Annotated in this window: 28 protein-coding genes; 18 read left to right on the forward strand and 10 right to left on the reverse strand. The window is 68.6% G+C overall.

Annotated features, from left to right (window positions below; genetic code table 11):
* Positions 1 to 2: 2 nt before the first annotated feature.
* From ACFWUU_RS24065 to ACFWUU_RS24075, 3 genes are read left to right on the forward strand one after another with little or no spacing between them, the layout of a single operon-like run.
* Positions 3 to 518, forward strand: coding sequence for a 3-hydroxyanthranilate 3,4-dioxygenase (locus ACFWUU_RS24065; RefSeq protein ID WP_137258285.1), 516 nt, complete (start codon positions 3 to 5; stop codon positions 516 to 518).
* A complete protein-coding gene (locus ACFWUU_RS24070) occupies positions 515 to 1,510 on the forward strand; it encodes an amidohydrolase family protein (RefSeq protein WP_380178406.1) in 996 nt (331 codons plus the stop codon). Before ACFWUU_RS24065 ends, ACFWUU_RS24070 begins: the two co-directional genes overlap by 4 nt.
* Positions 1,507 to 2,229 carry an alpha/beta hydrolase family protein gene (locus ACFWUU_RS24075; RefSeq protein ID WP_380178408.1) on the forward strand — a complete coding sequence of 241 codons (723 nt, stop codon included), beginning with the start codon at positions 1,507 to 1,509 and terminating at the stop codon, positions 2,227 to 2,229. The genes ACFWUU_RS24070 and ACFWUU_RS24075 overlap by 4 nt, the downstream gene beginning before the upstream one ends.
* A gap of 1 nt (position 2,230) precedes the next feature.
* On the opposite strand, the gene ACFWUU_RS24080 is transcribed toward ACFWUU_RS24075, so the two are convergent.
* Positions 2,231 to 2,920: an O-methyltransferase gene (locus ACFWUU_RS24080; RefSeq protein ID WP_137258282.1), complete on the reverse strand. Its 690-nt coding sequence runs from the start codon at positions 2,918 to 2,920 to the stop codon at positions 2,231 to 2,233.
* A gap of 139 nt (positions 2,921 to 3,059) precedes the next feature.
* Entirely contained in the window at positions 3,060 to 3,842 is a 783-nt protein-coding gene (locus ACFWUU_RS24085) for a DeoR/GlpR family DNA-binding transcription regulator (RefSeq protein WP_134108530.1), read from the reverse strand.
* A gap of 119 nt (positions 3,843 to 3,961) precedes the next feature.
* On the opposite strand from ACFWUU_RS24085, the gene ACFWUU_RS24090 reads away from it, so the two are divergent.
* Entirely contained in the window at positions 3,962 to 4,822 is an 861-nt protein-coding gene (locus ACFWUU_RS24090; protein WP_380178410.1) for an SIS domain-containing protein, read from the forward strand.
* 1 nt (position 4,823) lies between these two features.
* Here ACFWUU_RS24090 and ACFWUU_RS24095 read toward each other — a convergent pair whose 3' ends face one another.
* Positions 4,824 to 5,990, reverse strand: a complete 1,167-nt coding sequence (locus ACFWUU_RS24095; protein WP_380178412.1) for an MFS transporter — start codon at positions 5,988 to 5,990, stop codon at positions 4,824 to 4,826.
* Between the two features lie 70 nt (positions 5,991 to 6,060).
* Here ACFWUU_RS24095 and ACFWUU_RS24100 point away from each other — a divergent pair, with 70 nt between their 5' ends.
* The 5 genes from ACFWUU_RS24100 (at position 6,061) to ACFWUU_RS24120 (ending at position 10,666) form a co-directional block, all read left to right on the forward strand.
* On the forward strand, positions 6,061 to 6,582 hold the full coding sequence (locus ACFWUU_RS24100) for a CGNR zinc finger domain-containing protein (protein ID WP_380178414.1): 522 nt from the start codon (positions 6,061 to 6,063) through the stop codon (positions 6,580 to 6,582).
* 104 nt (positions 6,583 to 6,686) lie between these two features.
* Entirely contained in the window at positions 6,687 to 8,048 is a 1,362-nt protein-coding gene (locus tag ACFWUU_RS24105; protein WP_380178416.1) for an extracellular solute-binding protein, read from the forward strand.
* A gap of 34 nt (positions 8,049 to 8,082) precedes the next feature.
* Complete coding sequence (locus ACFWUU_RS24110) at positions 8,083 to 8,925, forward strand: carbohydrate ABC transporter permease (protein WP_233715094.1); 843 nt, start codon at positions 8,083 to 8,085, stop codon at positions 8,923 to 8,925.
* The gene (locus tag ACFWUU_RS24115) at positions 8,922 to 9,806 is read left to right on the forward strand and encodes a carbohydrate ABC transporter permease (RefSeq protein ID WP_202877970.1); all 885 of its coding nucleotides are present in this window, start codon (positions 8,922 to 8,924) and stop codon (positions 9,804 to 9,806) included. The genes ACFWUU_RS24110 and ACFWUU_RS24115 overlap by 4 nt, the downstream gene beginning before the upstream one ends.
* Positions 9,803 to 10,666: an NAD-dependent epimerase/dehydratase family protein gene (locus ACFWUU_RS24120; RefSeq protein WP_380178418.1), complete on the forward strand. Its 864-nt coding sequence runs from the start codon at positions 9,803 to 9,805 to the stop codon at positions 10,664 to 10,666. Before ACFWUU_RS24115 ends, ACFWUU_RS24120 begins: the two co-directional genes overlap by 4 nt.
* Here the strand turns inward: ACFWUU_RS24120 and ACFWUU_RS24125 are convergent.
* Positions 10,639 to 11,637 carry a LacI family DNA-binding transcriptional regulator gene (locus ACFWUU_RS24125; protein WP_380178420.1) on the reverse strand — a complete coding sequence of 333 codons (999 nt, stop codon included), beginning with the start codon at positions 11,635 to 11,637 and terminating at the stop codon, positions 10,639 to 10,641. The two genes, ACFWUU_RS24120 and ACFWUU_RS24125, sit on opposite strands and share 28 nt — an antisense overlap.
* A 100-nt stretch (positions 11,638 to 11,737) precedes the next feature.
* Here ACFWUU_RS24125 and ACFWUU_RS24130 point away from each other — a divergent pair, with 100 nt between their 5' ends.
* The 7 genes from ACFWUU_RS24130 to ACFWUU_RS24160 all read left to right on the forward strand — a co-directional run bounded on the left by ACFWUU_RS24130 (position 11,738) and on the right by ACFWUU_RS24160 (position 19,342).
* Complete coding sequence (locus ACFWUU_RS24130) at positions 11,738 to 14,503, forward strand: sugar-binding protein (protein WP_380178422.1); 2,766 nt, start codon at positions 11,738 to 11,740, stop codon at positions 14,501 to 14,503.
* A gap of 110 nt (positions 14,504 to 14,613) precedes the next feature.
* The gene (locus tag ACFWUU_RS24135) at positions 14,614 to 14,835 is read left to right on the forward strand and encodes a biotin/lipoyl-binding carrier protein (protein ID WP_380178425.1); all 222 of its coding nucleotides are present in this window, start codon (positions 14,614 to 14,616) and stop codon (positions 14,833 to 14,835) included.
* A gap of 150 nt (positions 14,836 to 14,985) precedes the next feature.
* Positions 14,986 to 15,654 (forward strand): RNA polymerase sigma factor SigE, encoded by a 669-nt coding sequence (sigE, locus tag ACFWUU_RS24140; RefSeq protein WP_380178427.1) that lies wholly within the window; start codon positions 14,986 to 14,988, stop codon positions 15,652 to 15,654.
* A complete protein-coding gene (locus ACFWUU_RS24145; RefSeq protein WP_137258271.1) occupies positions 15,651 to 16,262 on the forward strand; it encodes an anti-sigma factor in 612 nt (203 codons plus the stop codon). The genes sigE and ACFWUU_RS24145 overlap by 4 nt, the downstream gene beginning before the upstream one ends.
* Before the next feature lie 3 nt (positions 16,263 to 16,265).
* Positions 16,266 to 17,321 carry a sigma-E factor regulatory protein RseB domain-containing protein gene (locus ACFWUU_RS24150; RefSeq protein ID WP_137258270.1) on the forward strand — a complete coding sequence of 352 codons (1,056 nt, stop codon included), beginning with the start codon at positions 16,266 to 16,268 and terminating at the stop codon, positions 17,319 to 17,321.
* A gap of 78 nt (positions 17,322 to 17,399) precedes the next feature.
* On the forward strand, positions 17,400 to 18,944 hold the full coding sequence (locus ACFWUU_RS24155; RefSeq protein WP_380178429.1) for a trypsin-like peptidase domain-containing protein: 1,545 nt from the start codon (positions 17,400 to 17,402) through the stop codon (positions 18,942 to 18,944).
* A gap of 62 nt (positions 18,945 to 19,006) precedes the next feature.
* A complete protein-coding gene (locus ACFWUU_RS24160) occupies positions 19,007 to 19,342 on the forward strand; it encodes a sec-independent translocase (protein WP_137258269.1) in 336 nt (111 codons plus the stop codon).
* Between the two features lie 3 nt (positions 19,343 to 19,345).
* Here ACFWUU_RS24160 and ACFWUU_RS24165 read toward each other — a convergent pair whose 3' ends face one another.
* Positions 19,346 to 19,765 (reverse strand): hypothetical protein, encoded by a 420-nt coding sequence (locus ACFWUU_RS24165; protein ID WP_137258268.1) that lies wholly within the window; start codon positions 19,763 to 19,765, stop codon positions 19,346 to 19,348.
* 51 nt (positions 19,766 to 19,816) lie between these two features.
* Between ACFWUU_RS24165 and ACFWUU_RS24170 the strand changes: the two genes are divergently transcribed.
* Positions 19,817 to 20,407 carry a TetR/AcrR family transcriptional regulator gene (locus tag ACFWUU_RS24170; RefSeq protein WP_380178431.1) on the forward strand — a complete coding sequence of 197 codons (591 nt, stop codon included), beginning with the start codon at positions 19,817 to 19,819 and terminating at the stop codon, positions 20,405 to 20,407.
* On the opposite strand, the gene ACFWUU_RS24175 is transcribed toward ACFWUU_RS24170, so the two are convergent.
* A complete protein-coding gene (locus tag ACFWUU_RS24175) occupies positions 20,386 to 21,339 on the reverse strand; it encodes a YafY family protein (RefSeq protein WP_137258266.1) in 954 nt (317 codons plus the stop codon). The two genes, ACFWUU_RS24170 and ACFWUU_RS24175, sit on opposite strands and share 22 nt — an antisense overlap.
* Positions 21,340 to 21,401: 62 nt before the next feature.
* Here ACFWUU_RS24175 and ACFWUU_RS24180 point away from each other — a divergent pair, with 62 nt between their 5' ends.
* Positions 21,402 to 22,583 (forward strand): epoxide hydrolase family protein, encoded by a 1,182-nt coding sequence (locus tag ACFWUU_RS24180; protein WP_380178433.1) that lies wholly within the window; start codon positions 21,402 to 21,404, stop codon positions 22,581 to 22,583.
* On the opposite strand, the gene ACFWUU_RS24185 is transcribed toward ACFWUU_RS24180, so the two are convergent.
* The 4 genes from ACFWUU_RS24185 to htpX form a co-directional block, all read right to left on the reverse strand.
* Positions 22,574 to 23,659 carry a GNAT family N-acetyltransferase gene (locus ACFWUU_RS24185; protein WP_380178435.1) on the reverse strand — a complete coding sequence of 362 codons (1,086 nt, stop codon included), beginning with the start codon at positions 23,657 to 23,659 and terminating at the stop codon, positions 22,574 to 22,576. The genes ACFWUU_RS24180 and ACFWUU_RS24185 overlap by 10 nt on opposite strands.
* A 54-nt stretch (positions 23,660 to 23,713) precedes the next feature.
* Positions 23,714 to 24,859, reverse strand: a complete 1,146-nt coding sequence (locus tag ACFWUU_RS24190) for an Mrp/NBP35 family ATP-binding protein (RefSeq protein WP_380178437.1) — start codon at positions 24,857 to 24,859, stop codon at positions 23,714 to 23,716.
* Positions 24,860 to 24,936: 77 nt separating this feature from the next.
* Entirely contained in the window at positions 24,937 to 25,500 is a 564-nt protein-coding gene (locus ACFWUU_RS24195; protein ID WP_380178439.1) for a hypothetical protein, read from the reverse strand.
* Positions 25,501 to 25,504: 4 nt separating this feature from the next.
* The gene (gene htpX, locus ACFWUU_RS24200; RefSeq protein WP_137258262.1) at positions 25,505 to 26,407 is read right to left on the reverse strand and encodes a zinc metalloprotease HtpX; all 903 of its coding nucleotides are present in this window, start codon (positions 26,405 to 26,407) and stop codon (positions 25,505 to 25,507) included.
* Between the last annotated feature and the right edge of the window lie 40 nt (positions 26,408 to 26,447).

The following is a 26,447-nucleotide window of genomic DNA, read 5'->3' on the forward strand; positions in this document are numbered from 1 at the left end:
TGATGGCGAACTTGGAGTCGACGAACTTTCCGGAGTGGATCGAGGAGAACAAGCATCTGCTGAAGCCGCCGGTCGGCAACAAGCAGATGTTCCCGACCGGGGACGACTTCATCACGATGGTCGTCGGCGGCCCGAACCAGCGCACCGACTTCCACGTCGACCCGTACGAGGAGTTCTTCTACCAGATCAAGGGCACGATGCACGTCGACGTGATGACGGACGACGGCCCGGGCCGAGTGGACATCAACGAAGGTGAGATGTGGGTGCTGCCGCGCAGCATGCCGCACTCGCCGCAGCGCGACGCGGATTCGATCGGCCTGGTGATCGAGCGGGTCCGGGAGCCCGGCACGCTGGAGAAGTTCCGCTGGTACTGCGCCAACTGCAACGGGGTCGTGCACGAGGTCGAGCTGCAGGTGACCGATATCGTCGCCGACCTGCCGCCGGTGTTCAAGGCGTTCTACGAGAGCGAGGACGCGCGCACCTGCCCGAACTGCGGCACGCTGCACCCCGGTAAATGACGGTCGACGTCCACACCCATCTGGTCCCGCACGGGTGGCCGGATCTCGCGGTGGCGTGTGGCGGCGACGGCTGGCCGTGGTTGCGGATCGATTCCGAGCGGGCCGCGATGATCATGATCGGCTCGTCGGAGTTCCGGCCGATCGGACCGCAGGCTTGGGATCCCGGCACACGCGCAGAGGATATGGATGCCGACGGCATCGATCTCCAGGTGGTCTCGCCGACGCCGGTGTTCTTCGGGTACGAGCGACCGGCCGCGCAGGCCGTCAAGCTGGCCGAGATCTTCAACGACCTCACTCTGGAGATGCTGGCGGGCGACGAGCGGTTCGTGCCGTTCTGCCAGGTGCCGTTGCAGGATCCGGACCTGGCGTGCGCCGAGCTGGACCGCGCCCGCGCGGCCGGTCACGTCGGGGTGGAGATCGGGAACCACGTCGGCGACAAGGACCTCGACGACGCCGGGATCGTTGCCTTTCTCAACCATTGCGCCGAGACCGGTACGCCGGTGCTGGTGCATCCGTGGGACATGCCGGGCGGCCCGCGGCTGGACCGGTGGATGGCGCGCTGGCTGACCGGGATGCCCGCCGAGACGCATCTGTCGTTGCTGGCGATGATCCTGGGCGGGGCGTTCGACCGGTTGCCGCCGTACCTGAAGATCTGTTTCGCCCACGGGGGTGGCAGTTTCGCGTTCTGGCTCGGTCGGTTGGAGAACGCCTGGCACCGGCGCGGCGACATCGTCCGTGGTTGCTCGGAGCATCCACCGTCGATGTATCTGGACCGCATCCTGGTCGACACGGTCGTGTTCGAATCAGCGCCTTTACGGCTACTTGTCGATACCTTGGGGGAAGACCGCGTTCTGGTCGGCAGTGACTATCCCTATCCACTGGGTGAACGGCCGGTCGGGGAGGTGGTACGGAAGTCCGGCTTCCTGACCGCGGAGCAGCAGCACAAGCTGCTGACGGCGAACGCCCATCGCTATCTCGGGAGGTCGGAATGACCGAGGACCGATCCGTACTGACTCGCGAAGCCCGCGAGCCGGACGAACAGCTGCGGTACGGCGACCACGCGGACCAGGTGATCGACTACTGGCACGCGAAGGAGTACCGCCCGCTGATCGTCTTCATCCACGGCGGTTTCTGGCGCCCCGACTACGACCGCAAACACGCGCGCCCCCTCGGTGAAGCCCTCTCCGACATGGGCTGGCCGGTCGTCTCACTCGAGTACCGCCGCGTCCCGGGGGACCCCGACGCGACCACCTCAGACATCCGTGCGGCGTTGGACGCCCTCCCGGACCTGGTCGACGTACACGCCGGCTACATCCTCATAGGCCACTCAGCCGGCGGCCAACTGGCACTCTGGCTGGCCGCCACCACCAACCCGGTCCGCCTCCGCGGCCTGATCGCTCTGGCCCCCGTAGCCGACCTCTTGATGGCAGACCGCCTCAACCTCGATGAGGGCGCCGTACAAGCCTTCATAGGCAGCGGCGTCCGTAACGACCTGGACCCGGTCCACCTCCCGGCCCCCATCGCCCCAGTAACCCTCATCCACGGCACAGACGACTCCCGAGTCCCCCTCAGCATCACCGAGTCCTACTTCGCCGCCCACCCCACCGCCCGCCTGGTCCGCGTCCAGCACTGCGGCCACTACGAACTGATAGACCCGCTCTCCACCGCCTGGCACGAAATAACCACCGAACTAACCCGCTTGAACGGCTAAGTCAGCTGATGCGTTTGGCGGCGGTGAGGAGGCCTTCGGAGGTGGGGAGGAGGGCTGAGACGAGGTCGTCGTCGTCGCGGACGGCTCGGATCAGGTCTCGGAGGGCCATGGTGTCGGGGTCGCGGTGGGCGGGGTCGGCTACCCGGCCGCCGGTGAGGACGCCCGCGAACGCGACGACGCCGCCGGGGCGGAGCAGGCGGAGGGCTTCGTGCAGGTACGCCGTGTTCTCGCGCCGGTCCGCGTCGCAGAAGACCAGGTCGTAGTGCCCGTCGGTGAGGCGGGTGACTACGTCCAGCCCGGCGCCGGCGATCAGCCGGAAACGGTTGGAGGCGACACCGGCGTCCAGGAAGGTCTTGCGGGCCAGCCGCTGGTTCTCCGCGTCGATGTCGACCGTGGTGAGCGTGCCGTCCGCGCGCATCCCGCGCAGCAGGGCGAGGCCGGAGACGCCGGTCCCAGTGCCGATCTCGACGACCGCCTTCGCACCCGCGCCGGCGGCGAGCATGCTGAGCGCGGCCGCGGCGCCAGGGCCGATCGGGGCGACACCGCTGTCCGCGGCGCTCGCCCGTGCACCGGTGACGACTTCGTCCTCGCCGGTGTAGTCCTCGGCGTACGCCCAGGACGTCGGGTCGATGCCGGTGGCGATGGCGTCCTCCCAGTGGTCGGCGGAGTGTTCTGCGGCTGCGGTACCCATGCTGAACCAGAGCCTAGCGGTTGGAAGTCCGCTTTCCGTGCTGCACGCGCGGAGGTTGCGCACTCTTGCTCATAACAACCGGCCCCCAATCAGATATGATCGTCCTCTGGAGACGTGAGGGAGGTGGTGAGGAGTGCGGTCAGGCGCGAATGACGTCGATACCGGCTTCCTTGAAGACGGTCAGCTGGCTCTCGTCGGCCTGGGCGTCGGTGACCAGGGTGTCGATCTCGCTCAGCTCGCAGATCCGGGCGAAGGCGCGCTGCCCGAGCTTGGACGAGTCGGCCACCACGACCACCTTCGCGGCCCGGCTGACGATCAGCTGGTTGATGTTCGCCTCACCCTCGTGATGAGCGGTGGCGCCGGTCTCGTCGATCCCGTCGACGCCGATGAAGGCGATGTCCAGCGACAGGTCGGACAGGATCCGGTGCGACAGCGGGCCGATCATCTCGTAGGACTGCGGCCGGGCCACACCGCCGGTCAGCACCATCTTCACGTGCGGCCGGACGATCAGCTCGTTGGCGATGTTCAGCGCGTTGGTGACGAGCGTGAACGCGGGCTCGCCGTGCTCCGCGGACAGCTCCGGCCGGGTCGCCAGCGTGCGCGCCACCTCGGAGATCGTCGTGCCGCCGTTCATCCCGATCACCATGCCGCGGCGCACCAATGTGGCCGCCGCTTGCGCGATCCGCTGCTTCTCGGACGCGAAACGCGCAGTCTTGTAGCGCAGCGGCAGGTCGTACGACACCGCGTTGGCCACCGCGCCGCCGCGGGTCCGGGTGAGGAGCTGCTGCTTGCCGAGATGGTCCAGGTCGCGCCTGATCGTGGCCGCCGAGACGTGCAACTGCTCGGCGAGCTCGTCGACGTCGATGGCGCCCTTCTCGGCGAGCGACTCGAGCAAGGTGTTCAGGCGTTCATAACGCTTCACCCGGGGCTCCTCCTTCACACAATCGGTCAGCCGGGTGGCGGCTGGTTGGCACCATTCGATCACGTTCGAGCAGTTTCGACCATGACAAGCGCGGAGACGACATGACGCAGACGCCTTTTGTGAGCACTGAGATCGCCACTCAGCCAGACCTCTGGCGACAGGTCGCGGACGGTTTCGCGCAGTACGGCGGTGCACTTCCGACGGCCGGTCAGCGGGTCGCCGCGGTCGGCTGCGGCACCTCCTGGTTCATGGCGATGGCGTACGCCGCGCTGCGCGAGGACCTCGGCCAGGGCGAGACCGACGCGTTCGCCGGCTCCGAGTTCCCGGCCGGCCGCGCGTACGACGCGGTCGTGGTGATCAGCCGCTCCGGTACGACGACCGAGGTGCTCGACCTGATCCGGGAGACCGACTTGCCGACGATCGCGATCACCGCGACGCCCGGCTCGCCGATCGTCGAGCTGGCCGATCACACGATCATGCTGGACTTCGCGGATGAGCAGTCCGTTGTGCAGACCCGGTTCGCCACCACGACGCTGGCGTTGCTGCGCGCATCGCTCGGTCAGGATCTGACCCAGGCCGCTGCGGACGCTCAGACCGCACTGACCATCGACGTGGACGACCTGGCCAAGCTCGAGCAGGTCACGTACCTCGGCACCCGCTGGACGGTCGGACTCGCGCACGAGGCCGCGCTCAAGCAGCGTGAGGCCGCCTCGGCGTGGACCGAGGCGTACCCGGCGATGGACTACCGGCACGGTCCGATCGCGATCGCGCAGCCCGGGCGTGGCGTGTGGATCTTCGGCCAGCCGCCGGCGGGTCTGCTCGACGACGTGGCCGCGACCGGCGCCACCGTCGTACACCACGACCTGGACCCGCTCGCTTCGCTGATCGTGGCCCAGCGGGTCGCAGTGGCCAAGTCCCTCGCCCTCGGCCTCAACCCCGACCAGCCTCGCAGCCTCTCCCGCTCGGTCATCCTCGGCTGACCTACGCCGCGCGGCCTGGGCGTGCGGTGAGGGCGAGGCGGCCGAGAGCGGCCGCTGCCAGCAGGCCCAGGGCGGTAGTGGTGAGGGCGGCGGCGGTGCCGAGGTGTGGGACGAGGATGCCGCCGGTGGCTTGGCCAACGGCGGAGGCGCCGACGCGGAGACTCGCGGCGCTGGTGCTCACCCGGCCCTGGAGCTCCGGCGGGCTGTACTGCTGCCGGGCCGCGAACATGGCCGGCAGCGCAGGTCCCTCGGCCAGCCCGGCCGCGACCGCCAGCAGCAGGAGTACGGCGAACGTCGCGGCCAGCGACCAGGTGGCCAGCATCAGGCCATAGGCGGCGACCGACACCATCACGACGTACTCCGGACGCCAGCGCGACTGCAGCCGGCTCAGTAGCAGTGCCGTGGTGACGCTGCCGATCTCGACTGCGGTCCACAGATAGCCCGCCGCGGACTTCGGCATGCCGAGTGAAGGCATGTGCAGCGGCAGGGCGATCAGCAGGATGCCGGTGAAGCCCATCAGCAGTGTTGTGGTGACAGTCGAAGCCCGCAGTCGCGGCGTACGTGCCAGGTGAACCAGGCCGCCGACGACCGAGCTGAAGAACGGCTCGCCGCCCGCGCCGACCGGTGGGAGCGCTGGAAGGCGGCTGATCGCCACGATGCTCAGCGCCGCCGCGATCACGATCACCACCGCAGCTGCATCGACAGAGACCACGGCTGCGACGGTTGCTGCGGTCGATGGTCCGGCGATGGTGGCACTGCTGAAGCTGACCGACTCGAACGCATTAGCCCGCGCCAGCCGCTCCGGCCGGAACAGACTCGGCAGCATGCTCGTGAACCCGCCACTCACCATCGGCAACGTCGCACCGGCGACCGCCGCGAGTACGGGCGGCACCCAGCTCGGACTGTGTCCGACGACGAGCAGCAGCCCGACCATGACCGCTCCGAGGGTCGCCTGGTTGATCGCGAGCGCGCTGCGCCGGTACGCCGTCCGGTCGAGCCACGCTCCGAGCAACGGGCCGGTGACGATGGCCGGGAGTGCGTAGGCGGCACCGGTGATGCCGGCGAGCGTCGGGCTGTCGGTCCGGTCCAGCACCAGCAGTACGAGCGTGAACGCCACCATCTCGTCGGCGAACCGCGCCAGCGTCGCCGCGAGGTAGTAGCTGGGCACGCCGGACCTCCTGTAACGCGATTTAGTCTGTTACGCGTTACGCTAACAAACGCGTTACGGGAGGAGTCCAGTGGAAATCCAGTCCCCGGATCGACTGATCCGGCTCGCGGTCGACCTGGTGAACACGCGAACGCGTGAGCCCGAGCAGTTGACCTCGCCGGCTGCGCTGCGCGAGTTCCTGCTCGAACATGGTGAGTCCGACCCGATCGAGCTGACCGATGACGACCTGGCCGCGGTCCGGGCTGTTCGCGAGCGGGTGCGGCCGGTCTTCCACGCCGGTGGGGCCGAGGTGATCAACGGGCTGCTCGCGGAGTACGCCGTCCGCCCGTATCTCTCGGACCACGATGGCTCGCCGTGGCATCTGCATGTCGCGGAGCCGGATGCGTCGTGGGCCGAGTGGCTGGCGGCGACGACCGCGCTGGGGCTGGCGACGTTCGCGGCCGGCCACGGCTTCGAGGCGCTGGGTGTCTGCGCCGCCGTGGACTGTGAGCGCGTCTTCGCGAACCCGGCGGAGCGGCGGCCGCGGCGATTCTGTACGCCGAAATGCTCGACCCGGACCCGCGTCGCGTCGTACCGGGCTCGGCAGAGCTAACAGCTGCGAAACCACTTTCGCTGAGGTCTAGTATTTGCGAAAGCGCTTGCGCTACTCTGCGGAACGGTCGGCTCGCCGATCGCCATCCCCGCAGAGGAGCTTCGATGAACAGATTCGCAATCCGTTGTGCGGCAGGGCTTTCAGTGCCGTTCTTGCTGGTGGCCTGCTCCAGTGCGCCGTCCGCGACCGGTGATTCCGGCTCCGGTGGACAGGTGACGATCACGGTCGGTGACCGTCCCACCAGCTCCGATCCCGCCAACCGGGCGTCGTACGACAAGCGGGTCGCCGACTTCGAGAAGGCGAACCCGGACATCAAGCTGAACCCGGTCGAGACGCTCTGGGACCCGACCACCTTCCAGGCGCAGGCGGCCGGCGGTCAGCTGCCGGACGTGCTCAACGTGCCTTTCACCGAGCCGCAGGGCCTGATCGCCCGCAAGCAGGTCGCCGACCTGACCAAGGTGCTCAAGGACGACGGCCTGATGAGCCAGCTGAACCCGAACGTGCTCAAGATCGCCCAGGACCAGTCCGGCAACGTGTTCGCGGTCCCGACCGCGGCGTACTCCGTCGGGCTCGTCTACAACCGTGAGCTGTTCACCAAGGCCGGGCTTGACCCGGACAAGCCGCCGACGACCTGGGACGAGCTCCGGCAGGACGCGAAGCAGATCGCGCAGAAGACCGGGCAGGCCGGCTACGCGCAGATGACCACGAACAACACCGGCGGCTGGATGTTCACCACCCAGAGCTACGCGTTCGGCGGTTCGATCGAGAACGAGGACGGCAGCCAGGCCTCGTTCGACGACGCGCCGTCCAAGGCCGCGCTGCAGCTGCTGCACGACATGAAGTGGGTCGACAAGTCCATGGGGCAGGCCGTGCTCTACGACATCGACGGCATCTCGAAGGCGTTCGCGGCCGGCAAGATCGGCATGTTCATGTCCGCGCCGGACGCGTACCGCACGCTGGTCAACGTCAACGGCCTGAAGTCGTCGGCCTTCGGTATCGGCCCGATGCCGCAGCAGGGCGGCGACCACGGCACGCTCAGCGGTGGCAGCGTCCAGATCGTCAGCCCGAACGCGACCGACGCCGAGAAGACGGCCGCGATCAAGTGGATCAAGTTCAACTACCTGAACAAGTACGTCAACCAGGACGCCGCGGTGACGGCCGCCAAGGCCGGCGTGGCCGGGAAGCTGCCGGTCGGAACCCCGGGTCTTCCGGTGGTCGCGGCGGACCAGTGGGCGACGTACCAGAGCTGGATCAAGCCGTACGTCAACGTGCCGCTGGACCAGTTCGCGCCGTACACCAAGGTGGCGGCGGACCAGAAGATCATCCCTGAGCCGCCGGTGAAGGCTCAGGAGGTGTACGCCGCGCTCGACCCGGTCGTGCAGACCGTGCTGGGTAACGCGAAGGCCGACATCCCGGCGCTGCTGACCAAGGCGGCCGGCACTGTGAATGCCAAGCTCGGGCGCTGACTTGCTCCGCCGCCTGCGCAACGGAGTACCGGCAGTGCTGTTCGCGCTGCCGGTGCTCCTGGTCTTCGTGGTGTTCTCGTGGGGCCCGATCGTCAAGGGCCTGGTGATGAGCGTCCAGCAGACCAACCTGATCGATCCGGTCAAGTGGGTCGGGCTGGAGAACTTCCGCTACGTGTTGTCCGACCCTGGTGTCGGGCAGGCGGCGCTGAACACGCTCTGGTTCACCTTGCTGGCTTTGCTGTTCGGCTTCCCCGTGCCGGTGCTGCTGGCGATGTTCCTGTCCGAGTTGCGGGGCAAGTCCTGGCTGTACTCGACACTGGCGTACCTGCCGGTGATCACGCCGCCGGTGGTCGCCATCCTGCTCTGGCGGTTCTTCTACGACCCGTCGCCGAGCGGGATGTTCAACACCATCCTCGGCACTGTTGGGCTCGGACCGTACCCCTGGCTGGACAGTCCGTCGTCCGCGATGCCGTCGATCGTGCTGGAGGCGACCTGGGCCGGTGCGGGCAACGCAGTGATCATCTATCTGGCCGCGCTGACCTCCGTACGCGCGGACCTGTACGAGGCGGCCGAGCTGGACGGCGCAGGCGTCGTACGGCGGGTGTGGCACGTGATGCTGCCGCACCTGCGCGGCGTACTGCTGCTGATGCTGCTTCTGCAGGTGATCGGCACGATGCAACTGTTCACCGAGCCGCTGCTGTTCACGGGCGGCGGACCGCAGGGGTCGACCATGACGATTCTGCTGCTCATCTACAACTACGCCTTCGTCAACGGTGACTACGGCGCTGCTACGGCGCTGAGCGTGCTGCTGGCGCTGGCCCTCGCCGTACTGTCGGCCGTCTTCCAGTTGGCGACGCGTGGCTGGAGTACGGAGTGAGCGGCGATCGGGGTGCGCTGTCGGATTCGGACCGGCAGCAGACCCGGGTTCGAGTGCCGTTCGTCATCGGACAGGTCGTCGTACTGATCGGACTGCTGATCGCCGGGCTCGGTCCGCTGCTTTGGTTGCTCAAGGCAGCGATCTCGCCGACGCAGGACAGCATCCGCTCACCACTGGCCTGGTTCCCGTCCGGCCAGGTGCAGTGGGGCAACCTCGCGACAGCCTGGCAACAGGGCCACATCGGCTACTACCTCGGCAACACCGCCATGATCGCGGCCGGTACGGCGTTTGCGTCACTGATCGTCTGTACGACGGCCGGCTACGTACTGAGCGTGCTCCGGCCGCGGTGGGGTGCAGTGCTGTCCGCAGGCATCCTGGCCACGCTGTTCGTGCCGCACATCGTCTCGCTGGTTCCGCTGTACCTGACCGTGCTGAAAGTGCCTGTGGTGCACGCGAATCTGACCAACACGTTCTGGGCGGTCTGGCTGCCACCTGCGGCCAGTGCGTTCAACGTGCTGATCGTGAAGCGGTTCTTCGACGGCATCCCACGCGAGTACTTCGAAGCGGCCCGTATCGACGGCGCCGGGTCGATCCGCGTGTTCACCTCGCTCGTGCTCCCGCTGTCGCGGCCGATCCTCGGTGTGGTCGTGCTGCTCAGCATCATCTCCTCCTGGAAGGACTACCTGTGGCCTCTGCTGGTGCTGACGAATCCGGATCTGCAGCCGGTCTCGGTGGCGTTGCCCAAGATCGCCAAGGTGACGGAGCTCAACATCCAGTTGGCGGGTCTGTTCCTGGCCCTGCTGATCCCGGTGCTGCTGTTCCTGGTTTTCCAGCGAGCATTTCTACGTGGTGTGGGCCTGTCTGGGGGAATCAAGGCGTGAAACGGGTTCTGGTCACCGGTGCGGACGGATCGATCGGCCGGGCCGCGGTCGACGGTCTGCAAGCCGCCGGGTACGACGTGACCGGTCTGTCGCTGCGCTACGACCACAGCAGTACGGCGGACCGTCCGATCGTCGGCGATGCGCGGTCGGCCGAGGACGTTACCGCAGCACTCGACGGCGTGGACGCCGTACTGCACCTGGCTGCGATCCCGCATCCCAGTCTGGGTACGCCGGAGGAGGTGTTCGAGAACAACGTTGCCGCGACGTTCAACGTGCTCGCGCAAGCCGGGCAGCAGCGGATCGAGCGGGTGGTGATTGCCAGCAGCATCAACGCGTTCGGCGTACCGATGAACGTGAACGACGTGGAGCCGGCGTACTACCCGCTGGACGAGGAGGTGGAGGCGGATATCGCCGATGCGTACTCGTTGTCCAAAAGTGTGGACGAGCAGAGCGCACGGATGGCCTGGCGTCGTTGGGGAATCAACGTGATCGCACTGCGCTTCCCGCTGGTGAAGAATCGCCAGGAGCTGTTCAAGTTCGCGGCGCGGGCGGAGAACGACCCGTCCGTGATGGCTCGCGAAGGTTGGGCGTACCTCGACCTGCGGGACGGTGTGCGGGCGATCATCGCTGCGCTCGAGTCAACGGCTGCTGGTGCGCACGTGCTCGGTCTTGCGGCCGATGACATCCTCATCGACCGGAAGACCGACGAACTGCTCCGCGAGTACGCGCCGACCGTCCCGCTGCGGCGAGCTGTCCAAGGACGTGACTCGTTGGTCGACACCACGCGGGCGCGAGAACTGCTGGGCTTCCGGCCGCGGTACTCGATCCACGATCAGGCGGTGTCGGCGATCACCACGTGAGGCTCGACGTACTCGACGCCGGGCCGGAGGTCGCCCTCGAGGAGGCGGTTGGCGACCACGCGACCGATCTCCTCGAGACCGACGTCGATCGTGGTCAAGTGCCGGGTGCCGCGCTGGTCGTGCATCAGGCTCTCCCAGTTGTCGACGCCGATCAGTGCGACGTCGCCGGGCACCTGCCGGCCGGTGGCCCGGACGACCCGCTCCACGCCACGGCCGATCGCGTCGCTGCCGCAGAAGATCGCGTCGATGTCGGGCGCCTCGGTGAGCAACTCGGTCGCGGCCTGCTCGCCCCACTCCTCGCGCCAGCGGCCGAAGCGGACCGGTGCCGCCCAATCGAGCCCGGCCTCGGCGAGGAGCTGACCGGCGCCCTCGGCCCGTCGTTGCGCTGCCATGTCGTGAGGCTCCGCGGTGAGGTGCGCGATCCGGCGCCGACCGATCGACAGCAGGTGGCTGATCGCGAGCCGCCCGATCGCGTAGTCGTCGGCGGTGATCGTGGTGTCCTCCGGATCCTCGGGGACCGTGAACGCATTGATCACCGGGACGTCGAACCGGCCGGTGAACGACGGGGTCCGGAACGACGTGCTGGTGCCGATCACGATCACGCCGTCGATCCGGCGGGCCCGGAGCTGCAGGACGCTCTCGGTCACGTCGTGCTGCTCGTCCATCCGGGCGTCGTAGAGCAGGATGGCCTGCTCCTTGGCGCCGAGCTCGGTGGCGGCGGTGGCCAGCACCACGCGGGTGAACGGGTTCGACGCGCGGTGCGTGAGTACGCCGATGGTCTGGCTGCGGCCGCGGGCGAACGAGCGGGCCAGTGCGTTGTGGCGGAAGCCCAGCCGGTCCGCCGTGACGCGGACGTGTTCCCGGGTGGCTTCGGAGATCCGGTCGGTGCCGTTCAGCGCCTTGGAGGCCGTCGAGAGCGACACCCCAGCCGCGGCGGCCACATCGGACAGGGTGATCACTGAATCGGCCATGTGCACATCGTAGTCAGCTTCGAGCCGTTGACAGTCGCGTCGCGGCGTATGAAGGTGTGATTTGCGAAACCGCTTTCGCTTCCCCTGGGAGGAGCACTCCATGACCCGTCGCCGCTCCGGCGCAGTCAGTCTTCTCACGGCCGGTTTGCTGCTGGCCGCCGTACTCCAGTCACCTGCGCACGCGGCGACCACCGCTGCGCCGACCCTGACCATCACGCCGACCACGGTCGGCAACACCTTCACCGTCGGGCAGCAGGTGAAGCTGGGCTTCAGTACCGACGCCACCACCGTCAACTGGACGGTCCGCGACGCCGGCGGCACCGAAGTCGCCAAGGGCTCCGCATCGGCCGCCTCGCTCAACGGGCAGCTCCCGCTGTCGATCAGTACGCCGGGCTGGTACCAGACGGACCTCACAGCGGTCGGATCCGACGGCACGACCACGCTGGGCGGCACGGACTTCGCCGTACTGACTCCGCATGACTTCTCCGCCTCCACGGACACCCGGATCGGCGTCGCGGGCGCACTGGGATTCAGCAGCGCGAGCAATCCGGGTCTGGAAGCCGTGCCGCTGATGGCTCAGGGCGGAATCTCCACCGATCGGGACGAGGCCTTCTGGGCCGCGGCGGAGACCACCAAGGGCGTCATCCAGTTCCCGCAGAAGGTCAAGGACTACAAGGCCGCGCTGGACGCCAACCACGTGGACTTCCTGAACATCCTCGACTACGGCAACACTCTGTACTACCCGGACGAGGCACCGTCGACCGACGAGCAGCGCGCAGCGTTCACGCGGTACGCCGTTGCGGCGGTCGACGAGTTCGGCACCGAGCACACGACGTACGAGCTGTGGAACGAGTGGAACCTGCGCGACCCGAACGGCGCCGCGAAGGCCAGCCCGGAGAACTACGTCGCACTGCTCAAGATGGTGAGCGCGGCGGTCCGGGCGAAGCACCCGGACGTGAAGCTGACCGGTCCGTCGCTGGCGGTCATCAACGACTGGCAGGGCTGGTTCACCAAGTTCGCCGACCTCGGCGGGCTGGACTACGTGGACGCGGTGACGATCCACCCGTACGTGCAGCCGTTGGACCCGGAGGCCTCGGTCACCTACGTCAACACCATCCGCAGCATCATGGCGGCGCACGGGTCGACCAAGCCGATCTACATCAGCGAGCAGGGCTGGGCCACCGGTACCAACCCCAGCGCGGTGTCGGAGCCGGCTCAGGCGCGGGACCTGGTGCGCGGCAACCTGCTTGCCTACGGCAACGGCGTGGCGCGGTACAGCTCGTACAACTTCATGGACTCGGGCACCGACCCGTCGAACGTCGAGAACCGGTTCGGCCTGGTGCGCAACCGGCTCGACACCCGCGGCGCGCTGGTACCCAAGCCGTCGTACGTCGCCACCGCCGTCCTGGCGCGCCAGATCGACCAGCTTCCGCTGACCGGCCAGACCCGCTTCGGCACCAACGGGTACGACGTCGCATTCGACGCCGGTGGTGGGCAATCGGTGCACGCGGTCTGGTCGACCACACCAGGAGTCGTCGCGGCTACCGCGCCTGCGGGGTCGACCGTCCAGGTCACGAACATGTACGGCGTTACGACCGACCTGACCGCGGATGCCGGCGGGCACGTGTGGGTGACTGCTGGGCCGGACCCGGTGTACCTGCGTGGTGCGATCGGTGGGGCGATGCTTCCGTCGAGCCGGTTCGCGCTGTCGGTGGCACCGGAGATCGCGGGCGACCCGGCTACGGGCACGCTGACATTCACGAACCCGGACGCGGTCAGTCACGCGTACACCGTGTCGGCAGGCGGTGCTGACACCACCGGCTCCGTGGCCGCGGGTGCTACCGCAACCACTGCGGTCAGCTACCCGGCGCAGGACTCGACTGGAGCGCGTACCTACTCGGCCAAGGTCACTGTGGACGGTCAAGCGATCGCACTCGTGTCAGCTACTGGCACCGCGACCCCACCGCTGTCCGTGACCGGCTCGCACGTGGTCAACGGAAGCGGGAAGGACCTGCTGCGCTTCCGCATCGCCAACGCGTCGTCGCACGCGCAGACCGTGGCGGGACTGGACTGGGTGTCTGGCAGCAAGTCCGGAACCCTCCTTGCAGGCTGCACCGTCGCCGCTCACTCCACACGTGAGGTGGACGTGCCTCTGACCCTCACAGCAGCTTCCACGTGGTCCGCGAGCCTTCGGAGAACGGGGGAGGCGAACATCACCGCCTCAGGCACGCTGGTGCCGGTTGCCGCGCCGACCATTGCCAAGCGGCACACGGTGAAGCTGGACGGCGTGATCGATCCGGTGGTGGCGAAGCAGCCGGCGATCGCGCTGGAAGGGACCGGTACGCCGCCGGTGACCGGGTGGGGTGGGCCGAGTGACCTGTCCGGTTCGCTGTGGCTCACGCACGACGACCAGAACCTGTATCTGTCTGCCAAGGTCACCGACGACGTGTTCTCGCAGCCGAACCGGGCCGGCAACATCTGGGGCGGTGACGGTCTGCAGCTCGGGATGACCGCAGGTGCGCCGGGCGAGACCACTCAGACGCAGGAGATCGGTGCTGCGCTGACCGATGCCGGTCCGGTGGACACCTGGCGCTGGACGCCGACGACCCAGGCCGGTGTGCCGCCGGGCGTACAGGCCAAGGTGGTGCGCGACGAGACGGCGCACACCACGACGTACGAGATCGCGATCCCGTGGAGCACGCTCGGGTTCAAGGCCTTGGACCGGCTGTTGTCAACGACTGTCGTGATCAACGAGAACGACGGCACCGGGCGGCGCGGCTGGCTGACCTGGGGCAAGGGCGTCGCGGAGACGAAGAACCCGGCGCTGTTCAACGCGGTCCGGCTCGCACCGGAGGCTGCGCACTAGCGGCCCACTGAGCGGCCCAGTAGCCGCTAACTGACTCGGCGTAGGTGCCCTGGTCTGCTGCCCGAGGGGCACCTACGCCGAACCCTTGCGCCCCGCCTAGGATCGGGGGCATGAGTCACACCGTGCTGGCCGAGCTGGTGGCCAACGTGCTGAAGGTCACTGCCAAGGCCGGGGACACGGTGGGTCCGGATGACACCCTGGTCATCCTGGAGTCGATGAAGATGGAGATCCCGGTGCTCGCCGAGGTGGCCGGGACCATCACCGAGCTGAAGGTCACCGAGGGCGAGGTCGTCCGCGACGGCGACCCGATCGCCGTGATCGAGGAGAACTGATTCAACCGAAATGGCCGTCTGCGCGTCTTTACCGGTGAGGGCACCGGCCGGGAACTTCCGGCCGGAGCGCCGCGTTGAGCCGTCGTACGAACAAACCAGGGTCCGGCCCGGGTTTTCCCGACGTGCGCAGAGGACGGTGACCGCGGCACCATGGCCTTCACGCTTATTGCCGAGAGGACCCAGGGAGGCGTCGCGGTGAAGCCCGCCGACACCAGGACCGCACCCGCGCCGGTGGCGCCCGAGGTGCTGCCCTCGTGGGACGAGATCGTGCGCACCCACTCCGCCCGCGTCTACCGGCTCGCCTACCGCCTGACCGGTAACAAGCACGACGCCGAGGACCTGACCCAGGAAGTGTTCGTCCGGGTCTTCCGCTCGCTGTCGTCGTACACGCCGGGCACCTTTGAGGGCTGGCTGTACCGGATCACCACGAACCTGTTCCTCGACGGCGCCCGCCGCAAGCAGCGGATCCGCTTCGACGGCCTGCCCGAGGACGCCCACGACCGGTTGCCGGCCAACGGCGAGGGCCCGGCCGAGAAGCTGGACTCCGACCTGTTCGACCACGACGTGCAGGACGCGCTCGACGCGCTGCCCGAGGACTTCCGCGCCGCCGTCGTGCTCTGCGACATCGAGGGCATGACGTACGACGAGATCGCGGACGTCCTGGACGTCAAGCTCGGCACCGTCCGCAGCCGCATCCACCGCGGCCGGTCGATGCTGCGCAAGCACCTGGAGCACCGGGCCCCGCGGTCCGGCCAGACCCGGGTCGGCGGTCCACCGGCAGACGGTGGCCTGTTCAGCGACGGAGGCGACCTCCGATGAGCCTGCAACACCCGCTCGACAAGCTGAGCGCCGTGGTCGACGGAGAGCTCGACCACGACTCCCGCGACAAGGTCCTGAGCCACCTGGTCGGCTGCGACACCTGCCGCGCCGAGGTGGACGCGCAGCGCCGGCTGAAGGCGCGGATGGCCGGCCTGGACTCGCAGGACCCGTCCACCGACCTCATGCAGCGCCTGATGGGCGTCTCGTCGTTCTCGACCGAGCCACGCGAAGAGGTCCGCCCGGTGCTCACGCCGGCCGTCAGCCTGTTCCCGCAGCGCTCTGCATTCCCGGCTGGCCGCACAGGTGGCACCCGTCCGGGCTCCGCCCGCGGCACCAGGTCCCGCCGCCGCACCGGCGTGCTGGGCGCAGCCGGCTCGGCCGCCGCCGTCGCCTCCCTGCTCGGTACTGCGTTCGTCGTCGGCGACCCGTCCCGGTCGGAGCAGCCGCCCGCGTTGCAGCCGCCGGTCGCGAGCTTCACGTCCGATCACGCGACCACGAGCGGCGGAGCGCCGTTCGCCGACCCGGTCGCCGTGCTCAACTCCTACAACGGTTCTGGGTACGCCGGGCTGACCTCGACGCTCCAGCCGGTGGCCCTGACCGGGCGCTGACCGGTGAGCCTGTCACGGCTCGCCGTCCTGGTCAGCACAGCACTGATCGGTTTCGGCCTGCCCACGTCCGCGGCCGCCGTACCGGCGCTCTCGAAGGCGGACTCGCCGACCGCGGTCAGCTGGCTGCAGCGCGCAGCCGCCGCACCGAACCGGGTCTCGTACCACGGCACGCAGATCATCACCGCCTGGGGACCGCAGGGCGCCAGTTCGGCGATGTTCGACATCACCCACGCGGCGTCGCAGGGCTCCGAGATCAGCGTGCTCGGTTCGTCGTCCGCTCCGGGCGCGAAGGCGTTCGTGCAGCGTGCCACGACCACGGACGCCGCGATCGACGGCGGACCGCTGTCGCTGCTGCAGGCGACGTACCAGCTGGTCGACAAGTGCTGCACGGACCTCATCGGACGGACCGCAGTGCTCGTGGAGGCGCTCCGGGACGACAAGACACTGGCTGCCCGATTCTGGATCGACAAGGCGACCGGACTGCTCCTGCAGCGTCAGCTGTTCAGCGAGGACGGCAAGACGATGGTCCGGGCCACAGTGTTCACCGAGCTGGAGATCGAGAACTCCGAGTTCCTCGGCCACCTGCCGCCGATGCTGCCCAGCGGTGTAGAAGCGGTCGGCATGGGCAAGGTCGACAACCTGCGCTCCCAAGGCTGGGTGTGCGCCCCGGAGCTGCCCGCGTCGCTCAAGCTGTACGACGTCCACCGGGACACCGCCAACGGCTCGCTGCAGTTCTCGTACTCCGACGGGCTGTTCAACGTCTCGGTGTTCGAGCAGCGCGGCACGCTGGACCCGGCCGCGGTCGCAGGCTTCAGCAGCACCGACAGCCCGGGCGTCTACCAGCGGTACGGAATGCCGTCGTACGTCGTCTGGTCGTCCGGCGGGATCGTCTACACGCTGATCGGGGACCTGCCCCCGGACCAGCTCGGACAGGTGGTCCGGGCGTTCGGGCACGACGTCCCGATCAAGCTGACGGCGATCGAGCGGCTCGGCACCGGGCTGGCCAAAATCGCGACCTGGCTCACTCCGATGGGTGCACTCTCGCCGAAGCTGGGATAATCGAATCTGGAAGGGCCTCCGGTTACCCCCGGAGGGGCTTCCGACCGACGACCACGACGACGACGTGAGGCGGGGACCGTGACAAGCGACGACGCCGAGCCGACAGTTCCGAATCCGGCGACCGCGGATCCCAGCGCGGCCACGCCCACCACCTCCGAGCCGTCCGCCGGTCCTCCTCCAGCCTCAGCTTCGCCCCAGCCGTCGCCCGTCGGTTCGTCGCCGTTGAGCGGGTTGACCCCGCCGCCGCTCGGCGCCGGGGCGATGCCGCTACGGACCCCCGGCTCCGACGCGGCCTACCGGCAGACGAACGGCGGCCGCCCGACCAACGGTGGCCCGCTGACCAACGGTGGCCCACCGACCAACGGCCGGTCCACCACCCAGCGCAGCTTCGGGCAGCCCGAGCCGCAGGATCCCCGGTTCAAGCCGCTGTACCCGGGCCAGGCCTGGCCGACCGAGCAGCCGCAGTACCGGCCGACGTACGTCCCGCCGCCACCGGCCGACTGGCATGTGCAGCAGGCCCGCTCGTACACGGCCGAGCCGCCGAAGGTGAACCGCATCGTCGCGATCGCGGGTCTGATCGCGCTGATCATCGGCGTCATCGCCGGAGCCGGGGCGGCCACGGCCGTGGTCGCGCTCGGCAACCGCGGCAGCGCCCCGATCGCCGATCAGCCCAACCCGCCGGTCGGCACCGGCACCGACCCGAAGATCCGCACCGGCTCGGTCTCGGCCGTTGCCGCGACCCTGCTGCCGAGTGTCGTCCAGCTGAAGGTCGACGGCTCGGACAACTCCGAGGCGACCGGATCCGGCTTCGTGATCGACAACGTCGGGCACATCCTGACCAACAACCACGTGGTGGCGGCCGCGGCCAACGGCGGCTCGATCCAGGTCTCGACGAACGGCAACAAGACCGCGACCGCGCGGCTCGTCGGCCGCTCCCCGGCGTACGACCTGGCTGTCGTGCAGGTGGTCGGTCTGGACGCGCCGTCGGTGCAGTTCGGCCAGTCGGACCAGGCGGTCGTCGGGCAGGACGTGGTCGCGATCGGCTCGCCGCTCGGCCTGGCCGGCACGGTCACCTCGGGCATCATCTCGGCCAAGAACCGGCCGGTGACGACGGGCGACGACACCGGCCAGGCGTCGTCGTACATCAGCGCGTTGCAGACCGACGCGGCGATCAACCCGGGCAACTCCGGCGGTCCGCTCGTCGACATGAACGCGCGGGTGATCGGCGTGAACTCCGCGATCGCGACCGTTCCGGGCTCCGGCGAGGGGCAGAGCGGGAGCATCGGGCTCGGGTTCGCGATCCCGATCGACCAGGCCCGGCGTACCGCCCAGCAGCTGATCGCGAACGGCAAGGCGTCGTACCCCGTGATCGGGGCGAGCGTGGACATGTCGTTCGAGGGCGGCGGCCGGGTCAGCGCGGTGACCGCCAACTCGCCGGCCGCGCGGGCCGGGTTGCGGGTCGGTGACGTGATCACCGCGATCAACAACGAGCCCGTGGACAGCGCCGAGGTGCTGATCGTCGCGATCCGCACCCACCAGCCGGGGGAGAGCGTGCTGCTCGCGTACGAGCGTGGCGGACGGTCCCGCACGGTCAACCTGAAGCTCGCCCAGCAGATCGGCTGACAACCCATGACCGGACCCGATATAGGCTGGTCGACGTCCGTGGACAGAAGTGAGGTGGGGACATGTTCGGCATCGGGCCACTCGAGCTGGTCGTGATCGCGATCGTCGCCGTGCTCGTCTTCGGACCGGATCGGTTGCCGGAGTTCGCGCGGACGGCGGGACGCCTGCTGCGGCAGGTCCGTCAGATGGTGAACAACGCGCAGAACGACCTGCGCAGCGAGCTCGGCCCGGAGTTCGCCGACCTCGAACTCCAGGACCTGAACCCGAAGAACTTCGTCCGCAAGCACCTGCTCGACCCGATGGACGAGGACGAGAAGCCGGTCACCGACTTCACCGACTCCGTCCCGGAGCGCCTCCCGGCCGGCCAGCGCCCGCCGTACGACCCCGAATCCACCTGAGGGTTACTTCCGCCGGAAGAGCAGGGCGGTCGCGACGGCTCCGGCTGCCGCCGGCAGTAGCGCGAGCACTCCCCAGAGCGGCGTGTACGGGTGTACGCCGTACTCCGACGCGAGCATGAGCGTCAGGCCGAGGGACGCCGTCAGCAGCGTGACGACGACGCCCAGGACGGCCGCGGCCAGGCGGTGTGAGCGGGCCAGGCCGGCGACCGCCAGCCAGAGCAGGACATCGAGGACGGCAACGCCGTACAGCAGGCCGTAGAGCGCCCCTTCGGACGCTTCCTTGCCGTGCGCGGCGTACGCCGACGTGGCGTGGTCGAACAGGCTGCGGCTGCCCGCCTGGTCGACGATCGCGATCACCGCGAGCAGGACCGAAAGTCCGACCGCGATCAGCGCTGTGCGTTTTTCAGAAAGTGACTGTCTCATGCGAGTGACTGTATCAGACAGTGACTTGCTGAAGCGTGTTACTGTCTCACCATGGCTACCGGTCTGCGGGAACGATGGCGCGTCAAGGCGCGACGGACGATCCAGGAGCGCGCGCTCGACCTGTTCGACGAGCGCGGGTTCGACGCGGTCACGATCGAGGAGATCGCCGCCGCGGCCGAGGTCTCGCCCTCGTCGGTCTATCGGTACTTCGGCACCAAGGAAGGGCTGATCGTCGCCGACGAGTTCGACACGATGAGCCAGGAGGCGCTGGAGGAGCTCCTCGATCTCGACGACCCGGTCGGCAGCATGGTCCAGATCGTCCGCAGCTACGAGACGGCGCCGGAGGGCTCCGAGCCGATCCCGTGGCGGCGGATCCGGTACTTCTTCAAAGAGCCGTCGGTCCGGACGGCGTTCTGCGCCTCACTCGACCGCGCCAGCCAGCGCATCGCCCCGATGATGGCCGGTGGACACCTCACCGAGACCCAGTCCCGCGTCGCCGCGAACGCCCTGGTCTTCGGCTACTTCTCCGCGCTCGAGCAGTGGTACCTCGACGGCGGCGAGCGCCCGATCGCGCAGTACGTCGAGGAAGGCCTCAAGCCGCTCCGCCCGATCTGGTCGACTCACTCCAGCGCGCGGGCGTAGCGGGCGGCCAGTTTGCGTACCTCGTCCACGAGTTCCGGCGCCTCGGCGACGGAGAAGTCGAGGTCGAGCATGCTCAGGTACCGCAGCAACATCCCGGGGTCGTCGGAGCCGGCGTCGAGGTAGCAGGAGGTCTCGTCGATCTCGGTCAGCACACCCGCCGTCGCCGGCAGCCGGGCCGCCACGACCGACAGCGGCGCGAACACCCGGATCCGCGCGCGAAACTCCCACATCGCCGTCGAAACACCCTGATCGACGTACGACGCGACGCCCTCCGGCGGCAACTCCCGCGGCACGAAGCGCGGCCCGGTCGGGATCCTGGGCGTCAGTCGGTCGACCCGGAACGTCCGCCAGTCGGCGCGGTGCAGATCGAAGGCGACCAGGTACCAGCGTCCCCGCAGGTAGGCGAGGCGGTACGGCTCGACCTCCCGGACCGACGACGTACCCGAATGTGAGTTGTAGTCGAAGCGCAGTCGCTCGTGGTCGCGGCAGACGGCCGCCAACGTCGCCAGCACCGACGGATCCACCACCGGACCTGAACCCGGCACTGGCACGGTGTAGCTGTGCAGCGTGTTGACTCGACGCCGTAACCGGGACGGCAGCACCTGCTCCAGCTTGGCCAACGCCCGTACGGACGTCTCTTCCATGCCCGCGACCGAGCCGCTGGCTGCTGTCCGCAGGCCGACCGCCACAGCCACGGCCTCCTCGTCGTCGAGCAGCAGTGGAGGCAGTGCGGCACCGGCGCCCAGCCGATAGCCGCCGGCGACTCCGGGAGTCGCGTCGACCGGGTAGCCGAGGGATCGCAGGCGTTCGACGTCGTTGCGTACAGTCCGCGTCGTCACACCCAGTCGCGTGGCCAGCTCCGGGCCGCTCCAGTGCCGATGCAGCTGCAGCAAGGAGAGCAGTCGCAGCAATCGCGCCGAGGTTTCCAACATATCTTCAGCATCCTCTCGAACGCGGAACCGTCCTTTCCGCAATCGTTCCTAGTGTCGTACTCATGACGACCAACGAGATTCACCCCTTCCGCATCGAGGTTCCGCAGGCCGAGCTCGACGACCTGCACGCACGGCTCGCGAACACCCGGTGGCCGCGGGAGCTCCCCGGTCTCGGCTGGACCCGCGGAGTCCCGACCAGCTACTTGCGGCGGATCGCGGAGTACTGGCAGAACACCTACGACTGGCGTAGGGCCGAGGCCGAGCTGAACGAGCTGCCGCAGTTCGTCACCGAGGTCGACGGCCAGCCGATCCACTTCGTCCACATCCGGTCGAACGAGCCGGCTGCCCGGCCGATGCTGATGGTCCACGGCTGGCCGAGCTCGTTCACCGAGTTCCTACAAGTCATCGGCCCGCTGACCGACCCCGTGGCCCACGGCGGTAAGGCGGAGGACGCCGTACATCTGGTGCTGCCGTCGATCCCCGGTTACGGCTTCTCGCCGGTTGCCGAGCCCGGTTGGGGCAACCTGTTCCGGGTCGCAAGCGCGTTCGCCGAGATCATGACCCGGCTCGGGTACGACCGGTTCCTTGCCCAAGGCACCGATGTCGGCTCCGGTGTCGTCGGGATGCTCGGCATGGTCGCGGCCGATCGCGTGATCGCCGCGCACATCAACGGTCCGGCGCCGTTCCCGTTCGGTCCGGAGCTGTCGCTGGACGGGCTCGAGGGAAGCCAGCGCGAGCGGGCCGAGCGGTTCAATGCGTGGCGCGAGGACGGCATCGGCTATCTGTCGATCCAGGCGACACGTCCGCAGACCCTCGCCTATGGACTCACGGACTCGCCGGTGGCTCAGCTCGCGTGGATCGTGGAGAAGTTCAAGGAGTGGACGGACGCTGACCGTGAGCTGCCGGAGGACGCCGTCGATCTCGATCAGTTGCTGACGAACGTGAGCATCTACTGGTTCACCGAGGGCGGGGCGTCGGCTGCCCACTCGGTGTACGAAGGTATGCAGGCCTACCGCGAGTTCGCCACCAAGTCGGCGGAGCCGGCCGAGGGCTGGGAGGCCCCGACTCCGCCGCCGGTCGCCGTGGCGGTGTTCGCCACCGACATGTCGGTCCGGCGCGAGGTCGACCCGTACGGCATGTACACCTCATGGAACGAGTACGACGCAGGCGGTCACTTCCCGGCGATGGAGGTGCCGGAGCTGCTCGTCGGCGACATCCGGACCTTCTTCCGCGGTTACAAGTAGTCGGTGGCGAGAAGGTCGTAGGTGACCTTGTCGTCAACGTGGCTGGAGATGTGGAAGGCGGCGCGTTCGGTGCCGACGTGGCGGAAGCCGGCCTTCTCGGCGGTACGGCGGGCTGAGGTGTTGGTGCCCGCCGTACGGATGAAGAGCCGGCGGCCGCCGAAGCCCTCGTCGTCGAAGTACCACTGGGCGACTCGCTGGATCGCCTCGGCCATCACGCCACGGCCCTGCGCGTCGGGGTGCATCCAATAGCCGAGCTCGGCATCGCGGACCTCGCCGTGATGGATGCCGAACATGGTGAGATTCCCCAGCCCCTGGTCGGTCTCGGCATCCGCGACGCACCAGTTGAACCGCCGTCCGGCGGCGGCCTGCTCGGCCATGTCCTTCAGCCAGAAGCGGGCGTCCTCCGCCGTGAACGGCTGCGGGATGAACGGCAGGAAGTGCGCGGTCGTCTGGTTGGTCCGGGCCGTCGTGATCCGCGGGATCTCGTCCTCGCGCCACGTCCGCAGGCGCAACCGCGGCGTCTCCAGGATCGGGTGCTCGAACCACGGGTACCGCGGCGCCCGCTTGTCGTCCGGCCCGATCCACCCGGTCCACGCGTCGACCCGCTCGCCGCCTTCTTCCGCCATGTCCGGGATCGTCTCACCCAGCCGGAATCCAGTGGCCCACGCGACCCGCCGCGACGGCCAGTTCCCGACCCGGGCCCACCAGCGGATCACGTGGAAACCGCAGGTGGTGAAGCCGAATTCCAGGATCAGCCGCACCGCGCGGCTCATCACCCCGGCACCGCGAGCCCACGCCGAGAGGCCGTAGTGCACACGGGCGTTGTCGTCCACATCGGGCTCCAGGGCGACGGTTCCGGCGTACCGGCCCTGGTACTCGACCACGAACATCAGCCGCTCGCGTTGCTTCCATGCGTCGGTGATGCCGAAGGTGATCCAGCGCCGGGCGTGCTCGGCCGTGCGGTACCGGCCGCCTTCGGCGTTGCGCTCGGCCTGGCCTTCGATGTCGTCGAGTCGGGGCGCGCGAAGCGTCACCACCCCGTCGGTCAGGACCGGATGCTCAGCAGGAATCGGCACCCGGCCAAGTCAACACCAACCGACGGCCACCTTCAGCCGGAATTACCGCGCGGGCTATCGTCCCGCGGGGGAGAGGCCCAGCTGACGGCCGAGCAACCCGCGGGGCTTGCCGCCGAGGGTGCCGGCGATCTTGTCGAGGACCTGGGCGGCCGCGGTCTCGGGGTCGGCCGCGACGAGCGGCTGGCCGAGGTCGCCGCCGGCGCGGAGGCGCTCGTCCAGCGGGATCTCGCCGAGGAGCGGGATGTTGTACCCGAGCCGGGCCGACAGCGTCTCGGCGACGCGGGTACCGCCGCCGGAGCCGAAGATCTCGATGCGGTGCTCAGGACCGCAGTGCGGGCAGGGCAGGTACGACATGTTCTCGACCACGCCGGCGACCCGCTGGTGGACCATCTGCGCCATCGTCCCGGCGCGCTCGGCGACCTCCGCGGCAGCTTCCTGCGGCGTCGTCACCACGATGACCTCGGCGCTGGTCAGCCGCTGGCCGACCGAGATCGCGATGTCACCGGTGCCGGGCGGGAGGTCCAGAAGCAGTACGTCGAGGTCGCCCCAGTACACGTCGGCCAGCATCTGCACGAGCGCCCGGTCCAGGATCGGACCGCGCCACGCGACCACCTGATCGCGCTTCGGCTTCAGCATGCCGATCGAGATCACCTTCACGCCGTGTGCGGGCACCGGCATGATCATGTCGTCCACCGCGGTCGGCCGCTCGTCCGCGACGCCGAGCATCGCCGGCACCGAGTGCCCGTAGATGTCCGCGTCCAGTACGCCGACCGACAGGCCCTGCCGCGCCATCGCGACCGCCAGGTTGACCGTCACCGACGACTTGCCGACGCCGCCCTTGCCGGACGCGATCGCGAACACCTTGGTCAGCGAGTCGGGCCGCGAGAACGGGATCTCCTTCTCGGCCACACCACCGCGCAGTTGCGTCTGCAGAGCCGCCCGCTGCTCAGCCGACATCACACCCAGGTCGATCTCGACCCCGGCGACGCCGTCGAGTTTGCCCACCGCGGCGGTGATGTCGCGGCGCAGCGTGTCCTTCATCGGACAGCCGGCGACGGTCAGCAGAATGCGTACGGCGACCACGCCGTCCTCACGGACGACGACGGACTCGACCATGCCCAGGTCCGTGATCGGTTTCTTGATCTCCGGATCCAGCACGCCACCGAGCGCCGCGGTCACCTGATCAGCAGTGGGAGCCATGCCCCAAGGCTACGTGCTCACCCACAACCGACCGACCACGGTCCATGTGACGTAGGCCCGGCAAGGTAACCCTTAGTTCACAGGCCGGGTGCGCCGTAGATCGGGAACCAGCGGGAGAGGTCCGGCTCGAAGTTGAGGTCGGCGCCGATGACGGACTTGATCTGGAGTTCGGTGGCGTTGTCGCGGCGGTCGGTGCCGGCCGGGACGAACGGGTACCAGGTGCCGCGTTTGTACAGGTACACCAGGCCGACCGACTGTGTCCCGTTGCTGAACGCGACCAACGTGCACAGCAGCGAAGAGCCGAAGCCGGCGTCCACGAGTGACGAGTTGACGGCGTGCAGGTCGGTGACCAGGGTCTCCAGGTCGTCGGGAGCCGTCTGCCGGACCAGCCAGGTGAAGCCGTACGAGTCCGTCGTGCTGGTGAACTTGCCGTTGTCGAGCGCGAGCAGCTTGTCGACCTCGTCGCGCAGCGTGGAGAACCCGCCGCCTTCGGCTGCCTTGAAGCAGACCGAGCCACTGCCGGTCGGACGGTAGCCGGCCGCGGTCTCCAAGGTGATTGCGGCCGACGGAACGGAGAACAGCTGGTCGAGGTTCGGCGGGACGGCTTTGCTCCGGCCGAGCAAGATATCGAGAAGACCCATGTGCCTAAGCTTGCTCGCCCAGCTCGCGGGACAGCACACCGAGGCGGTCGAGGCGCTTCTCGAGCGACGGGTGGGTCGAGAACAGCGACGACAGGCTGGCGCCGGCCTTGCCGGAGATCGCCGGGGCGAAGAAGAACGCGTTGAACGCCTCCGCCTGGCGCAGGTCGCGCGACGGTATCCGCGCGATATCCCCGCTGATCTTCGTCAACGCGGACGCGAGTGCGGACGGTCTGCCGGTCAGCATCGCGCCGGCACGGTCGGCCGCCAGTTCGCGGTACCGCGAGAGCGCGCGGGTCAGCAGGAACGAGATCGCGTACACGGCGATCGATACCGCGATGATCGTGAGCACGATGACCGCGGTGTTCTGGTCACGGTTGCGGCCCAGTCCGCCGTACAGCCCGAAGCGGGTGATGAGGCCGGCCAGTACGCCGAGGAACGACGCGATCGTCATCACGGCGACGTCGCGGTGTGCGACGTGGGACAGCTCGTGCGACAGCACGCCCTCGAGCTCGTCCTGGTCCAGGCGGCGCATGATGCCGGTGGTCACGCAGACCACCGCGTTCTTCGGGTTGCGGCCGGTCGCGAACGCGTTCGGCAGGTCGACGTCGGCGATCGCGACCCGCGGCTTCGGCATGTCGGCCAGCGCGCACAGCCGGTCGATCGTGCCGTGCAGCTCGGGAGCCTGCTCCGGCGTGACGATCCGCCCGTGCATCGCGTACAACGCGATCTTGTCGGAGAACCAGTACTGCACGAACAGCGCACCGCCCGCGATGACGACCGCCAGCACGGCGCTCTTCGTCAGCGCGATCAGCAGTGCGACGAAACCGACGTACAGCAGACCGAGCAGGAAACTGGTGATCAGCATCCGGCTGGAAAGCCCTCGGTCAGGCGCAAATCGAGTCTTCATCCCACGTCCTTTTCCTCACCTGATAGTGAGGGTAGCTCGG

Source organism: Kribbella sp. NPDC058693 (assembly GCF_042715335.1).
GTDB lineage: Bacteria > Actinomycetota > Actinomycetes > Propionibacteriales > Kribbellaceae > Kribbella > Kribbella jiaozuonensis.

Coding starts and splice junctions, on each gene's coding strand:
- ACFWUU_RS24065 (WP_137258285.1), top strand. CDS start 3: ATGGCGAACTTGGAGTCGACGAACTTTCCGGAGTGGATCGAGGAGAAC.
- ACFWUU_RS24070 (WP_380178406.1), top strand. CDS start 515: ATGACGGTCGACGTCCACACCCATCTGGTCCCGCACGGGTGGCCGGAT.
- ACFWUU_RS24075 (WP_380178408.1), top strand. CDS start 1,507: ATGACCGAGGACCGATCCGTACTGACTCGCGAAGCCCGCGAGCCGGAC.
- ACFWUU_RS24080 (WP_137258282.1), bottom strand. CDS start 2,920: ATGGGTACCGCAGCCGCAGAACACTCCGCCGACCACTGGGAGGACGCC.
- ACFWUU_RS24105 (WP_380178416.1), top strand. CDS start 6,687: ATGAACAGATTCGCAATCCGTTGTGCGGCAGGGCTTTCAGTGCCGTTC.
- ACFWUU_RS24125 (WP_380178420.1), bottom strand. CDS start 11,637: ATGGCCGATTCAGTGATCACCCTGTCCGATGTGGCCGCCGCGGCTGGG.
- ACFWUU_RS24130 (WP_380178422.1), top strand. CDS start 11,738: ATGACCCGTCGCCGCTCCGGCGCAGTCAGTCTTCTCACGGCCGGTTTG.
- ACFWUU_RS24135 (WP_380178425.1), top strand. CDS start 14,614: ATGAGTCACACCGTGCTGGCCGAGCTGGTGGCCAACGTGCTGAAGGTC.
- sigE (WP_380178427.1), top strand. CDS start 14,986: ATGGCCTTCACGCTTATTGCCGAGAGGACCCAGGGAGGCGTCGCGGTG.
- ACFWUU_RS24145 (WP_137258271.1), top strand. CDS start 15,651: ATGAGCCTGCAACACCCGCTCGACAAGCTGAGCGCCGTGGTCGACGGA.
- ACFWUU_RS24160 (WP_137258269.1), top strand. CDS start 19,007: ATGTTCGGCATCGGGCCACTCGAGCTGGTCGTGATCGCGATCGTCGCC.
- ACFWUU_RS24165 (WP_137258268.1), bottom strand. CDS start 19,765: ATGAGACAGTCACTTTCTGAAAAACGCACAGCGCTGATCGCGGTCGGA.
- ACFWUU_RS24170 (WP_380178431.1), top strand. CDS start 19,817: ATGGCTACCGGTCTGCGGGAACGATGGCGCGTCAAGGCGCGACGGACG.
- ACFWUU_RS24175 (WP_137258266.1), bottom strand. CDS start 21,339: ATGTTGGAAACCTCGGCGCGATTGCTGCGACTGCTCTCCTTGCTGCAG.
- ACFWUU_RS24180 (WP_380178433.1), top strand. CDS start 21,402: ATGACGACCAACGAGATTCACCCCTTCCGCATCGAGGTTCCGCAGGCC.
- ACFWUU_RS24190 (WP_380178437.1), bottom strand. CDS start 24,859: ATGGCTCCCACTGCTGATCAGGTGACCGCGGCGCTCGGTGGCGTGCTG.
- ACFWUU_RS24195 (WP_380178439.1), bottom strand. CDS start 25,500: ATGGGTCTTCTCGATATCTTGCTCGGCCGGAGCAAAGCCGTCCCGCCG.
- htpX (WP_137258262.1), bottom strand. CDS start 26,407: ATGAAGACTCGATTTGCGCCTGACCGAGGGCTTTCCAGCCGGATGCTG.